We start from the raw sequence: 12,985 nt of genomic DNA, 5'->3' as shown, positions 1-12,985 counted from the left end.
CGGCTTGTTAACCACGCCACTCAATGGCCGCCGAAATAGGCCTCGAGCAAGCGTTTGTCATTTCTCAGTTCGTCAGCCGTGCCCGACGTCTGCATCCGCCCGGACTCCAGCACATAGATGCGGCTGGCAAGCGACAGGGCAAAATTGGCATTCTGTTCCGTGATGACGACGGTCAGCCCGTATTCCTTGTTCAGCTGACGGACGACTTCGGCAATCTCGTGACAGATCTTCGGGGCAAGACCGATCGTCGGCTCATCGACAAGCAGCAGTTCCGGGCTGGTCATCAAAGCCCTGCCAAAGGACACCATCTGCCTTTCCCCGCCGGATTGGGTCGACGTCTCCTGCCCTTCCCGTTCTTGCAGACGCGGGAAAAGACTGTGCACCATCTCAAGGTTGTTTTCGATGTCGTCTCGTGCGGTGAAGGCCCCCACCATCAGGTTGTCGCGTACCGACATATAGGGAAACAGGTTGAACCGCTCGGGCGCATAGCCCACCGCGTGACGCACGATTTCCGAAGGGCTTCGACCGGCAAGGCTGTGCCCGCGCAACCGGATGTCGCCTTCGATTTTCACAAGACCCATGATGCTGTCCAGCAAGGTGGATTTACCTGCACCGTTCGGGCCGACCACGGCGACAATCTCCCCGGGCTGCACCGTGATCGAAATATCGGTCAACGCCTGGGCCTTGCCGTAAAACGCGGACAGGTTCTCGATTTCCAGATAGGACATCAGACGCTCCCCAGATACGAGGCCTGAACGGCCGTGTCGTTCATCACGTCGTCGAACGCGCCTTCGGCAATCATGGTGCCCCGCTCGATGGCGATGGCGCGGTCGATCAACGGTTCCAGCGCCGGCAAATCATGGCTGACGATCAAAAAGGTCATCCCGTCTTTGCGCATCGATTGAATGAGATCGGAAATCTGCGCAATTTCACCAACTGTCAGACCTGCAAACACCTCGTCCAGCAACATGACACGCGGTGCCGTGGCCATGGTTCGGGCCATTTCGAGCTTGCGCAGATCACCCATGGCCAGTTCGGCGGGTGAGCGGCTCAGATCCGTTTCCGTGAACCCGACACTCAGCGCGAGCTCTTTTTCCCTGTCCGTATCCGGCGGCGAAACGATCATGCGCCAGATGTCGTCCGGCATCAGGCCCACCCTGATGTTTTCTGCAACACTCATGTCGCCGAACGGCCGAGGTATCTGATAGGTTCTACTGACCCCGGCCCGGATACGCTGAGGCGTCGACAGCGCCGAAATCTCATTGCCGAACAGCTCGATCGTACCGCTGTTCTGCCGCAATTCGCCCATGATCTGGCTGAATACCGTCGTCTTTCCCGCGCCATTCGGACCGATCAGGCCCAGCGACTCTCCTTCTTGCAGGGAAAAGGACAGATCATTCGTGGCCACCAGCCCGCCGAACCGTTTGACGAGACCGGAAACTTTCAGCGCAACGGTCATGCCAGCCCCCCTTTCCGCAGTCTTTGAAAGCCGCGTTGCACAAGTTCGACCAATCCCTTTGGCTGATACATGTAGAGAAGCAGTGCGATGGCACCGTAGACGAAATACCGTTCAGCCCCGGGAAGCACGGGGCGCAGGTATTCCAGAAGGAACGTCATGAAGAACGCACCGATCATGGGGCCGATGATGGTCGATGTTCCGCCCAGCAATGCCGCCACGATGATGGTGAAAAGAAAGTTGATGTCAAACAGCGCACGGGGCGCGAGTGAGCCCAGGTAATGGACATAGAACGCCCCACCCAGACCGGCGATGAACGCGCTGGTCAGAAACGCAAAGGCCTTCAACCGCGTGGTGCTGAGCCCCGAACCGCGCACGCTTTCTTCATTCATTCCGATGGCGGCCAGTGCAGTGCCCAGCCGGGTTTTCATCAGCAGCCACATGCTGACCGCCACGCCGAGCATCAGGGCCGTGGACAGGTAGTAGCCGTTTGCCGCGCCGCGTGTCAGAGTTTGAATTCCCGACATCCCGCGTGTGCCGCCGGTCAGATCCGGGCGGATCACCTGAACCAGCTGATAGAGCAGCTCCATGAAAGCCAGTGTGACCAGCGCGAAGTAGCTGCCGCGAATGCGCAGAGCGGGCAGCAACACAATCAGGCCTGCGATCATCGTGACCAACACGGCCACAGGGATTGAGATTTCGACCGGCACGTCAAACCGTTTGGTCAGGATGGCAGTCGTATAGGCCCCGATACCGATCAGAAAGGGATGCCCGAAACTCACATACCCGGTCCTGCCCGACAACACATCCCAGCTGATGGCGAAGATGGCCAGATAGTTGGCAAAGATCATCGTGCGCAGCGTCCCGTTCGAGACGATCTGGGGCAGCAGCAACATCCCCGCAATCAGGCCGCCCCAAAGGACAAAGTGAAACCAGCGCAGACCCATGTTACAACTCCTCGCGGCCGAACAGGCCCTGCGGTCGCGTCACCAGCACGCCGATGATCAGCAGCATGGTGAAGACACCGCGCAGTTCCGGCGCCAGGGTGGCGACAACGATGACTTCGAGAAATCCGACGATATGAGCAACGACCAGCGTGCCGATGATCGATCCGATACCGCCCACAATGACGACGGCCACCGAGATTATCAAAGGCGCAACCCACATTGACGGCGAAAGCTGTGTATAGCTGGCGAAAAACACACCGCCCAGCGCACCCAGTGCCCCTGAGATACCCCATGTGATCAGGTTGATCCGATCCGGGTCGATCCCTGAAATCGCGGCCCCCTTGGCGTCCATCGATACCGCCTGCATCGCCCGCCCTGTATGTGTCAGGCGGACAAAAGCATACAGGCCCAGCAAAACAGCCCAACTGATCAGCGTTGCAATCAGGATATTATAAGTAACGGACGCTCCGGCGACGTTGATCACGCCCGGCACGATCGGCAGCAGGATCTTGCTGCTGTCGCCAAAGACAAGAACGATCCCGGCCTGAATCACGACCGCCAGGATCAGAGTCGAGATCTCGACGGCTACGTGATCCCCTTTCAGGGTCTTGACGACCAGGCGGTATTTCAGAACCCCCATCAGAACGCCCAGAACCACGGCCACCGCAACGCCCATCAGCTTTGGCATTCCCAGCGTCTGGGACACCCAGAAATACATGTACCCGCCGACCATCAGATAGGCACCGTAGGCCAGGTTCAGGACCCGACCGATGCTGAAGATCAGCGTGAAACCCATTGCGATAAGCGCATAGAGACCGCTGAGCAAAAGCCCCTGGATCAGTATTTGCAACATGTAAGGATCCCTGGCTGCGGGTGCACGCACCCGCGCACCCATTTCAAGCTAAGCGAACGGACAGATTACTGTTTGACCCAGCTTGGCAAGGTGAATTCACCCGTCGCGTATTTCTCGGGATAGACAACGGCGGCGGTGCCGTCCTCGTACCATTGGACCACGACCATTGACGGCGCGGCATCGTCGAACGGCTCGGACAGGTCAAAACGGATATTGTGCGGGTAAGTCCGGCCTGTCACGGGCTCTACCTCGTCATCGCCCCAGAAGGCGTAACGCAGCCACAACTGGCCATCCAGTTCCAGAACCAGATCCTGTTTCTTCATCGCATCGGCCCAGCCTTCGACATTGTCGAAACCGCCGGCCTCTTCGGCTGCGGCCATCGCCTGTTTCAGCCCATGATAGGCGTTGAACCCGTTGAAATGCGGCAGCAGCGGGCGGCTGTCATACTTCGCCTGATAGGTATCGACAAATTTCTGGCTGGCCGGATCAAGCCGGAATCCAACAGACGGTATCGGAGACAGGGTCGAGATACCGCCACCGGCACCGCCCGTATCTTCCCAATACTCCATACCCAGCGCAGCGACGTTCACGCCCGTCATCGCCATCGGCACCTGGAGTTTCACGTATTGCGATGACACAACCTGCGAATTGACCGACGAGACCTGATAGATGAAGTCCGCCCCGGTATCCTGCGCGCGGCTGAAGATCGGAGCGAAATCGACGGTGGCAACGTCATATGTGATGATGTCCTTGACCTCGATACCCGCAACCGGTGCAAGCGCTTCGGTGACAAGGCCGGTGATCGCCTCGCCAAAGGCCGTATCTTCCGCCAAAATGACGACAGAATCCCACCCCATCTTTTCCTTCAGAACATCCGCGCCAAAGTTGATGTACAACGTTGCCAGCGCCTCATCCGAGGCGATGTTCATGAAATAGGGCGCCATGCTTTCAGGGTCTTCGACCACCATGTCGATGATGCCGATATAGGATGTCCAGGTGTCCAGCGTCGGAATCCGGTATTCCTGCATGCGGGGCAGCCATCCCAGCGACACATCGTCAATCGAGCCCGAAATGATGAAATCAACCTCTTCCGTTTCCGCAAGATATTCATAGGCCCGGATGCCCTCGGTCGGGTCCTGTCCGGTATCCGCCGAGACCAGAGTGATCTGTTCGCCCATCACGCCGCCATTTGCGTTGAGCTCTTCAATCGCAATCTCGGCCCCGCGCAGCGTCGACAAACCGGTGTCCGAGGAAAGCGACCCAATGAATCCTACCTTGATTTCCGCTCCGGCCGCCGAGGCCATGAGCGCGATGCATGTTCCGCTGAGCAGCGCTGTCTTGATCATCACATTAGCTCCCTGTGTCTCATTATGCCTTCTTGTATTCTGTATACAGTACACAAGAAGATGGTTCGATCAATTCCTTTCTTGAAGACTCATGTTCAGAATCCGCTGATTTCGCCGTTTTCATCGTGGATCACGGCATCCACGTCGATTTCCACCATCAGCCCCGGCTGCGTCAGCCCAGCCTGAACGGCCGTCAGGACCGGATCGATCCCCTTGAAAACTTCGCCATGCGCCTGCGCGAACGCGCCCGCTTGGGACAAATCGGTCAGATAGGCGCGCACCCGCCCCACATGTCGCAGTTCGGCGCCAACCTCTTTCAGTGCGTCCTCGATGCGTGACAGGATGTAAAAGGTCTGCGCACCAACGTCCCCGGGCGCGTGGATGCGGCCCGTCGGCTCGATGGCCGTTGTTCCGGCAACCCAGACAAAGGGGCCGATGCGCTTGGCCCGAGAGTACGAGGCCACCTCTTCAAACCGTCCGCCGGATTTCCAAAAACGCAGGGTCACAGGCCCAGCCTCACCCGGATCGCTTCGGCCGCGTTTTGCAATGCCGCGTTTTCTTCGGCGGTTAGCCGCAACTCCTCGACCTCAACCAATCCGCCTGCACCAAGATGGGCTGGCACGCCCAGCACGACACCATCGATGCCGTATTCCCCGTGCAACATGACCGAGACCGGAACCGGGCCTGTACGCGCGCCGCGGATATGATCAATCAATTCGATCGAGGCATGAGCCGGAGCTATCGTTGCAGAGCCTGACTTCCGAAGCGCGACCACCTGACCGCCCCCGGCGATCGCATCCTGAACACAGGCTTCGATCTGTTCGCGGGACAGAAATACATCCAGCGGACGGCCTTTGATCCTGGCACGGCTGGGGATCGGGGCCATTTCGTCCCCATGACTGCCAAGCGTGAAGGCTTCGACGTCCGCAGGCGTGACACCCGCGGCCAGCGCCAACGCGTTGCGAAACCGGCTGCTGTCCAGCGTTCCTGCCATACCCAAAACCTTTTCGCGGGGGAAACCTGTTGCACGCAGCATCTCGACCGTCATTTCGTCCAGCGGGTTGGTCACGACGATCACGATGGCATCAGGCGCAGCCGACCGGATCGCTTCGGCTGACTGACGGATCACGCGGGCATTCACATCGATCAGATCGGCACGTGTCATGCCCGGACGGCGGGCTCGTCCGGCCGTGACGACGACCACGTCCGCCCCGGCCACCAGATCCATCGCTTCGCCACCGACACATCGGGCCCGCGCACCGGTGATCCCGGACGTATGATTGAGGTCCAGCGCAGTCGAAGCCGCCAATCCCGGAGTGATGTCGATCAGCGCGATTTCATCCGCCATGTCCGCCATCGCCGCCAGATGCGCGACATTGCCGCCAACACCCCCTGCCCCGATCAAGGCAAGTTTGCCCAGCCTGCGGGCTTTGCGCGGCACACGCGAAGGGGCAACCCATTTGGGTGAACGGCGGTACAGCACCCGGCGCATGGAAACAGCACCATCCGTACGCGGCGGTTTCGGTCGCTCCAGCGGGCCATCCACCAAGGCGATACCAACACGCTCTGCGGTTTCGCGCGCAAGGGCCGTCACGATGTCACCCGGCAAAACCTCGAACACGATCCTGCCCCGGCGGCGCGCATCCTCGACCGCATCCGAGCCTATGACGCGAGGGGTCGCCATCAGCCGTCCTGTCCGTCCACCGCCTCGATTGCACGCGTCGCGGCCTCGACGGCGGTTTTGACCGAATTTTCAGACCCCGAGATGAACAAGCGACCAAACCGCCCCACCGCACGCACCTCGACGATGTCAATCTCGGCGGCCTTTTCGGCCTCGTTCGCGGCAATCGAGATATAGGCGGCCGGCGCACATTCCACGATCCCCAACGTCTGCCCCGGCACGATCAACGCGCCTTTGCGCCATTTGTTCAAAAGCTGCGCCTGATAGGGTTCGACACTTGTGATGATCTGCGTGGAACTGATCGCAGGCTTCAACCGGTCTGTCATGGAAGCCCCAAGTTCGGCCAGCATCGCGTCCCGTGCAGCGGACACTTCGGCGTTTGAAGGCGAGCGGAGGATGAAGAAGCCGAATTCGCGCTCGACCATCTGCGTCGTCGCTTCGACCGAAGACGCCTTGAGCGCCCGGTCGATCAGCGAGAACACGCCATTGCCCGGCGCGAACTCTCCGATCAGCACGGTGTCACCGGACAAAGGCACTGACCCTTGCACCGTCGCGCCGTTGTAGGCGGCGAATTTCGGTTGCAGGTTGTCGATCTGCATCAGCGCCCGGATCGTGATCTCGCTCATGCGCCATACTCCTCGTAAATGTCGCGCCAGGGTCTGCTTTCATACGCAACCCGCTTGATGTTGATGAGATGCAGGGCCGTGACATTGTCCGAGGTGATCGACCCCGACCACGTACCGGTACCCAGCATGAAGGATGGTTCAAGGTCGGTGGAATACCCCATGCCGCCCATGATCCCCGGCGTATTCACCAGGACCCGCCCCGTAGGAACGGTGGAAAACCGAGCGACCACCTCGGGATCATCGGAATGGATGACCGAGGAATGCCCCCAACCTTCGAATTTGGCAATGGATTGCGCCAGTTCGATGCCGTGATCGGTGGACTTCGCCTCGTAAAAGGCCAGCACCGGGTTCAGCTTTTCGGCCGAAAGCGGGCGTTGCCACCCCACTTCGGTTTCTTCCGACACCAGACAGCGCGTGCGCGGCGGAATCGAGAACCCCGCAGCATCGGCCAGCGCCTGTGGGCTTTGGCCGACGCGTTCGGGATCCATTGCCTGAACGCCCTTGAAGATGACCCGCGCCAGCCGATCAGCCTCGGCCGGGGTGCAGAAATAGGCGCCTTTGAGTTTCAGTTCATGGCGCAGATCGCGTGCAATTTCAGGATCGGCGACCACGGCCTGCTCACTGACACAGGCCGTGCCATAATCGAAGCTTTTTGACGTCACGATCATCTCGGCCACTTCGGACAGATCGCGCGCCTTGGACTTGTGCACGTAACACGGCACGTTCCCCGCCCCGACTGCAAGCGTCGGTTTACCGCTGGAATAGGCGGCCTTGACCATGGCAGGGCCACCTGTCGCCATGACAACCGACGTGCGGCGATGCTTCATCAACTCGGCGGTGCCCTGAATGGTCACGGCGTCCAGGCATTGTATCAACCCTTTGGGCGCGCCCATCTGTTCGGCAACGCGCGCCATGATGCGGACGGTTTCCTTCCCGCATTCCACGCCGCGCGGATGCGGGGCACAGACGACGGCATTTCCCGCCTTCACCGCAGACAGAACCTTGTAGATGATCGTGGAGGTCGGATTTGTCACCGGGATAAGCGCCGCGACCACACCCATCGGCTCTCCGAAGGCCGCGATCTTTGTCGCATCGTCCCGCCACAACAGGCCCAGCGTCGTGACGTCCCGCAGGTAATCGGCGACCGACAAGGCGTTGAACAGATTCTTGACCCGCTTGTCTGCTGCGTTGCCGTACCCGGTTTCCTCGACCGCCAATTGCCCCAACCGTTCGGCTTCGGGTTCGATCGCCCGAGCCATGGCATCGACGATGGCATCCACCTGTGCCGGGTCGGTGCCGAGAAAGGCGCGATAGGCTTCGAAAGCCGTTTCAGCAGCGCGCCGTGCGGCGGCGATGGATTTCAGATCAGCGTCCATCACGAGGCTCCGGTGGCAATGGTGTCAAAGATACGGCGGGCCTGATCGACATCGCCTGCGGAAATTCCGATGGTTTCCAGCCTGCGCCCGGACGCGGCCACGTCAGCGCCCAGGATACGGTCTGTCATGCAGATCAGGCTTTCCGTCAGAGGCGCAGTCAAACCTGCGAGCTTTGCGGCGGAAACAAGGGGCACCAATGATCCCAAGACGCCATCGCGCATCAGCTGGCGCGCGGCCTGCCGATCCGGGACCGGACGCGCGCCCGCCCCCCGCTCGGCGCCGGCATAGGTCGCGATCCAGTCATCGGTCTCGGGCAGGTTTCGAACGCCAAAGGCCTTTGCGACCTGCCGCCTTTCGCCAGCCAACCCGTGAATCACCTCTTGCTGATCCGGCCCTATGAGCGCGGCAAATGTCCGGTTGTCTTCCAGCGGCACCCCGCCCATCGGCACCTCCGGTCCACCGGACCCCAGCCCCGCGCCCCCAAGTATCAACGCCGGAATCTCGACCGCTGCGGAAAGATCGGCAAAGCCTGAGGCCAGAACCGAATCCAGCGGCTGGATGTTCGAAAGAAAGGGTTGCAGCGCTTCAAGAACGTCCGCGCGGCCTCGGGGCAAGGTCGCAGCAGCCATCGGCGCCGCCTGCGTCAGGGTCAGGCCCGCACCTTCGGCCTGATACCAGTATGGCAGGCCCTGCGCCTCGACCAGAGTGACGTCGGCGGTGCAGCCGCCTATTCGCAGCATCCAGACCGCTTCGACTGCGCCCAAAGAGCGACCGGGCGCCAGAACAAGCACCTGCCCATCGTGCAGATGATCGGCCAGCACCATCGCATAGGTGCGCTGTTTGTGAATCGGCCCGGTCAGAAAGATCGCCTGCGCGTCCCGCACTGCTGCATCCAACTCTGCCGTGGTGCGGATTGAAGGCCCGTCGCGATCCACCTGATACGTGCCAACAGGCCCTTCGCCGCGAATGCCGATGCCCGAGGATTGCGCAAGCAGTGACAGTTCCGCCCCATAGGCCGAAAACAGTGTAACCTCAGCCCCTTCGGCCAGACACAGCGCTGCCAGAAGACGGGCATCCGGGCCGCCACCCAATACAGCAATGCGCTCAAACCTTTGGGCAACGGGTGCATCCCGTGTCGCGCCACGTGTCACCGCGCGCGTGAAATCCTCGAAACCGGCTGACATGGTACCTCCTCAAAGGGGTTGATCAGGCCGACGACCCGGCACCCAGCCCGTCGATGATTGCCTCAAGCTCGTCATGCGGCCGTGCGATCACGTGAACCGAGACCACCTCGCCCACCTTGTTGGCCGCTGTCGCGCCTGCATCGGTGGCGGCTTTGACCGCGCCGACCTCGCCGCGCACAAGGGTCGTCACCAGCCCACCGCCAGCTTTGGTCTGACCCACGATGGCAACGCTGGCTGCCTTGACCATCGCATCCGCGGCTTCAATCGCGCCGACCAGGCCGCGTGTTTCGATCATGCCCAGGGCCATCTGCCCCGCCACTGGTTTCGCCATTTTCTGTTCCTCCAAAATTAGATGTTTCGTGTCGTGTGATTCAGGTCGTCGAGACGCGGTCGATCACCGCGATGATGGCCATGTCCACGGGGGCCGTGGACAACCCGGCCGCCATGCGGGCCGCAGACCCGCTGACAACCAGCACCATATCCCCGACCCCAGCGCCGCAGGTATCGACCGCAACCCGCGCCGGGTCGATCAGGCTGCCCTTGCTGTCGACCAGATCCGTCACCAGCAGCTTTGCTCCGACCAGCCTGGCATCCTTGGCAGTTGCCGTGACAGTTCCAGCGACCTTGCCCAAGTGCATCAGAACGCCCTCAGGTAGCGGTCCAGCTCGACCTGTGTGACCTGTTGATTGAAGAATTCCAGCTCTCGCTCAGCCTGTTGCAGGACCAGTTCCCACTGCATTTCGCCCATGACATCGCGCAGCCATTCCGATCCGCGCGCCAGATCGATGGCGGTTGGCAAATCGGTTGGAATTGGGTCACCGATCCCTTCTTCATACCCGTTGCCTGTCGTCGGTTCCGAAGGGGACAGCCCCTGTTCGATCCCGTCAAGCCCGGCGGCAATCTCGGCCGCAAGCAACAGATACGGGTTGGCGTCTGCACCGGCATCGCGCTTTTCCACCCGCACGGCACTGTCCGAGCCTTCGATGACACGGATACCAACCGTCCGGTTGTCATAGCCCCAGCTCGCGTTGATCGGGCAGAACGTATAGGGCTGGCGACGGCGATATCCGTTGACCGTGCCGCTGCCGCAAATCGCCGTCTCGCACATGCGCTTTTGCAGGCCTGCGATAAAGGATTTTCCGGTGTCGTTGATCTTGCCGTTGTCGGCAAAGGCGTTTTTGCCGTCTTTCCACAGCGAGTAATGCGTATGAAACCCGTTGCCCGATTGATCAAAAAACGGCTTGGGCATGAAAGTCGCCAGATAGTCGTGCGCGATCCCCAATTGTCGGATCAGGGATTTGAACAGAACGACACGATCCGCAGCAGCCAGAGCTTCGCCATAACGAATGTTGACCTCGATCTGGCCGGCCGCATATTCCGGGTTCGACTGTTCGATCGGAATGCCACATTCGTTGATCTGCTGACGGATCGGGCCTACGATGTGTTCCATCCGGGCGGCGCGGCCCAGACCATAGACCTGGATGCCCGTGTCGCGCGGCTGGCCGGTTTCCGGATCCAGCAGATAGAATTCCAATTCCGTGCCGACATTCACCTCGAACCCCATGTCGCGGGCCCGGTCCACCTGCCGCACCAAAGCCTGACGCGGATCGATCGGCACCGGTTTGTGATCCATGCCCTCAGCGCGGCCAAAACAGACGGCCACGCCCGGTTCCCACGGGACGGCGACAGGCTTTGTCATCGGAAAGACATGCATGTCGGGGTAACCGTTGTCGAAATTGACGTATGGCGTATCCCAGACGTCGCAGGTCATATCGATCGCCAGCAGCGCAATCGACAGAGCATTGCCGCTTTTGCAGACATGATCCCAATGGCTGGCCGGAATGCGCTTGCCACGCATGATGCCGTTGAGATCCCCGACACCAAGAATGACGGTATGTGTGCCCTCGGGCAGATCAAACCCCGAACTCATTTGCGCTTGCTCCCTGTTTTTAGCTTTATAATTGCTGTATTCTGTATACAGTATTCACAAAGCCAGTCAGGAAACAAGGAAAATCTGCGCCATGTCCAAAAGCTCGGTCATCGTTGTCGGAGGCGGCATAGTCGGCGTCATGACAGCGCTTACACTGCAACGGCGCGGCGAGGCCGTGACATTGATCGACAGGTGGGAGCCGGGACATTCCCGTGCATCTTCAACAGATTACAACCGGGTGATTCGCGCCATATCCGGACGGGACGAGTTCTATACACGCTGGGCGCGTGAAAGCCGCCTGCGCTGGCTGGAGCTGCAAGCCGAAAGCGGCCAGAACCTGATGTATGAATGCGGCGCCTTGATTCTGGCGACGGCGGGACATTGCGACTGGGAAGACGCAACCGCACAAACTTTCGACCGGGTCGGGGTGCCCTATTACAAATTCGGTCGGTCGGATATCGAATCGCGGTTCCCTCAGTTCAAGGTCACCGACATCGAATATGCGCTGTTCGAACCCGAAGCCGGAATGCTGATGGCGCATCGATGCGTTCTGACCGGTTTGGATCTGTTCCGAAAGGCAGGAGGCAAAATACAACGTGGTCGCGTCACCACGGATGGATCGGAACGTCCGATGCTTGACGGCAAACCGCTCGAGGCTGATCTGATCATCATGGCGACCGGCCCATGGATGGCCGACATGTTTCCCAGAACGATCAAGCCGATCTCGACTGTGGTTGGCGTCAATGTCCTCTACACTTCGACACCCGACGGGTCGGAAGATTTCGACATGAGCCGGATGCCCTGTTGGATCGATCACGGGCAAGGGTCATTTGGTCTGCCGTCGTCCGAAGGCTCCGGCGTGAAGGCGGCGGTCGTCATCCCGGACAAGATCGATCTGGACAATGATGAACGGCTGATCCGCCAGGAAACGCTGGGCCGCACACGCAGCTATATCCGCCACCGGCTTCCGGGTTTAGAGGGGCAACGTGTCGTGGATTCCAAGTTCAACCAGATCATTCTGACCCCGGATACACATTTCATTGTCGACTGGCACCCCGAGCATGAAAACGTGCTGTTCGCCGGCGGATGCTCTGGCCATTTGTTCAAGCACGCCCCGGTGTTTGCAGAATTTGCAGCAGGCGTTGGGCTGAAGGATTTTGGAACCGCGGACCGGTTCAAGATCAGCGGCCGCAGAAAGCTGAGCCCGAAGGAAAGCCCCAGCGGACGCTAACCATCCAGGAGGGCGCGATAAATTCCAGCATTCGGGCATTTGCCCTGGGGAAGACGCGCGCCCGCCCGAATTGCGTCACGGCAGGTTTCGACCTGAAGGCAATGCCCGCATTTTTCCGCCAGTTCCAACCCCAGCTCCGGGTGCGCGTTCAGGTCTGCCTCGGTCAGTCCGAATTGTCCGGCCATGGCGAGTATACGCTCTCGTGCCTGCGGTGCGCCCGATCGCAACATGGCCAGATCCGCGCGGGACAAGCCAAGGTCCGAAAGCTCTCGGTCACTCAGGTTTTCATCCCGAGGCGAGCTGACAATGCGCGCTATTTTATGAAAGAAATCTGTGTATCCCGACATCTCGCGGC

Annotated in this window: 15 protein-coding genes; 1 reads left to right on the top strand and 14 read right to left on the bottom strand. The window is 60.2% G+C overall.

The genetic code is table 11. The features are described 5' to 3' along the window. Positions 1-20: 20 nt before the first annotated feature. The 13 genes from GOW60_RS04865 to GOW60_RS04805 all read right to left on the bottom strand — a co-directional run bounded on the left by GOW60_RS04865 (position 21) and on the right by GOW60_RS04805 (position 11,399). Positions 21-728 carry an ABC transporter ATP-binding protein gene (locus tag GOW60_RS04865; RefSeq protein WP_171228443.1) on the bottom strand — a complete coding sequence of 236 codons (708 nt, stop codon included), beginning with the start codon at positions 726-728 and terminating at the stop codon, positions 21-23. After that, positions 728-1,459 carry an ABC transporter ATP-binding protein gene (locus GOW60_RS04860; RefSeq protein WP_171228875.1) on the bottom strand — a complete coding sequence of 244 codons (732 nt, stop codon included), beginning with the start codon at positions 1,457-1,459 and terminating at the stop codon, positions 728-730. Before GOW60_RS04860 ends, GOW60_RS04865 begins: the two co-directional genes overlap by 1 nt. After that, the gene (locus GOW60_RS04855; RefSeq protein ID WP_171228442.1) at positions 1,456-2,403 is read right to left on the bottom strand and encodes a branched-chain amino acid ABC transporter permease; all 948 of its coding nucleotides are present in this window, start codon (positions 2,401-2,403) and stop codon (positions 1,456-1,458) included. Before GOW60_RS04855 ends, GOW60_RS04860 begins: the two co-directional genes overlap by 4 nt. Position 2,404: 1 nt before the next feature. Beyond that, a complete protein-coding gene (locus tag GOW60_RS04850; protein ID WP_171228441.1) occupies positions 2,405-3,256 on the bottom strand; it encodes a branched-chain amino acid ABC transporter permease in 852 nt (283 codons plus the stop codon). 65 nt (positions 3,257-3,321) lie between these two features. Next, entirely contained in the window at positions 3,322-4,602 is a 1,281-nt protein-coding gene (locus GOW60_RS04845) for an ABC transporter substrate-binding protein (RefSeq protein WP_152457504.1), read from the bottom strand. A 95-nt stretch (positions 4,603-4,697) separates the two neighbouring features. Further along, positions 4,698-5,108 (bottom strand): Rid family hydrolase, encoded by a 411-nt coding sequence (locus GOW60_RS04840; protein ID WP_171228440.1) that lies wholly within the window; start codon positions 5,106-5,108, stop codon positions 4,698-4,700. Beyond that, entirely contained in the window at positions 5,105-6,286 is a 1,182-nt protein-coding gene (locus GOW60_RS04835) for a malate dehydrogenase (RefSeq protein WP_171228439.1), read from the bottom strand. Before GOW60_RS04835 ends, GOW60_RS04840 begins: the two co-directional genes overlap by 4 nt. Then, entirely contained in the window at positions 6,286-6,909 is a 624-nt protein-coding gene (locus tag GOW60_RS04830) for a BMC domain-containing protein (RefSeq protein ID WP_152457501.1), read from the bottom strand. Before GOW60_RS04830 ends, GOW60_RS04835 begins: the two co-directional genes overlap by 1 nt. Further along, positions 6,906-8,285, bottom strand: a complete 1,380-nt coding sequence (locus tag GOW60_RS04825; RefSeq protein WP_171228438.1) for an aldehyde dehydrogenase family protein — start codon at positions 8,283-8,285, stop codon at positions 6,906-6,908. The genes GOW60_RS04830 and GOW60_RS04825 overlap by 4 nt, the downstream gene beginning before the upstream one ends. Beyond that, positions 8,285-9,469 (bottom strand): hypothetical protein, encoded by a 1,185-nt coding sequence (locus tag GOW60_RS04820; RefSeq protein WP_171228437.1) that lies wholly within the window; start codon positions 9,467-9,469, stop codon positions 8,285-8,287. The genes GOW60_RS04825 and GOW60_RS04820 overlap by 1 nt, the downstream gene beginning before the upstream one ends. A gap of 22 nt (positions 9,470-9,491) precedes the next feature. Continuing rightward, a complete protein-coding gene (locus GOW60_RS04815) occupies positions 9,492-9,800 on the bottom strand; it encodes a BMC domain-containing protein (RefSeq protein WP_117869464.1) in 309 nt (102 codons plus the stop codon). Positions 9,801-9,840: 40 nt separating this feature from the next. Continuing rightward, positions 9,841-10,107, bottom strand: coding sequence for a EutN/CcmL family microcompartment protein (locus tag GOW60_RS04810; protein WP_171228436.1), 267 nt, complete (start codon positions 10,105-10,107; stop codon positions 9,841-9,843). Then, positions 10,107-11,399 carry a glutamine synthetase family protein gene (locus tag GOW60_RS04805; RefSeq protein ID WP_171119485.1) on the bottom strand — a complete coding sequence of 431 codons (1,293 nt, stop codon included), beginning with the start codon at positions 11,397-11,399 and terminating at the stop codon, positions 10,107-10,109. The genes GOW60_RS04810 and GOW60_RS04805 overlap by 1 nt, the downstream gene beginning before the upstream one ends. 91 nt (positions 11,400-11,490) lie before the next feature. On the opposite strand from GOW60_RS04805, the gene GOW60_RS04800 reads away from it, so the two are divergent. Then, a complete protein-coding gene (locus GOW60_RS04800) occupies positions 11,491-12,630 on the top strand; it encodes an FAD-dependent oxidoreductase (RefSeq protein ID WP_171228435.1) in 1,140 nt (379 codons plus the stop codon). Here the strand turns inward: GOW60_RS04800 and GOW60_RS04795 are convergent. Next, a complete protein-coding gene (locus tag GOW60_RS04795) occupies positions 12,627-12,977 on the bottom strand; it encodes a DUF1127 domain-containing protein (RefSeq protein ID WP_171228434.1) in 351 nt (116 codons plus the stop codon). The genes GOW60_RS04800 and GOW60_RS04795 overlap by 4 nt on opposite strands. Positions 12,978-12,985 lie beyond the last annotated feature (8 nt).

This window comes from Ruegeria sp. HKCCA4008 (assembly GCF_013033125.1).
Classification (GTDB): Bacteria; Pseudomonadota; Alphaproteobacteria; order Rhodobacterales; family Rhodobacteraceae; genus Ruegeria.
The sequence above is the reverse complement of the archived record's forward strand: the minus strand, read 5'-3'. Positions and strand labels throughout refer to the sequence as shown.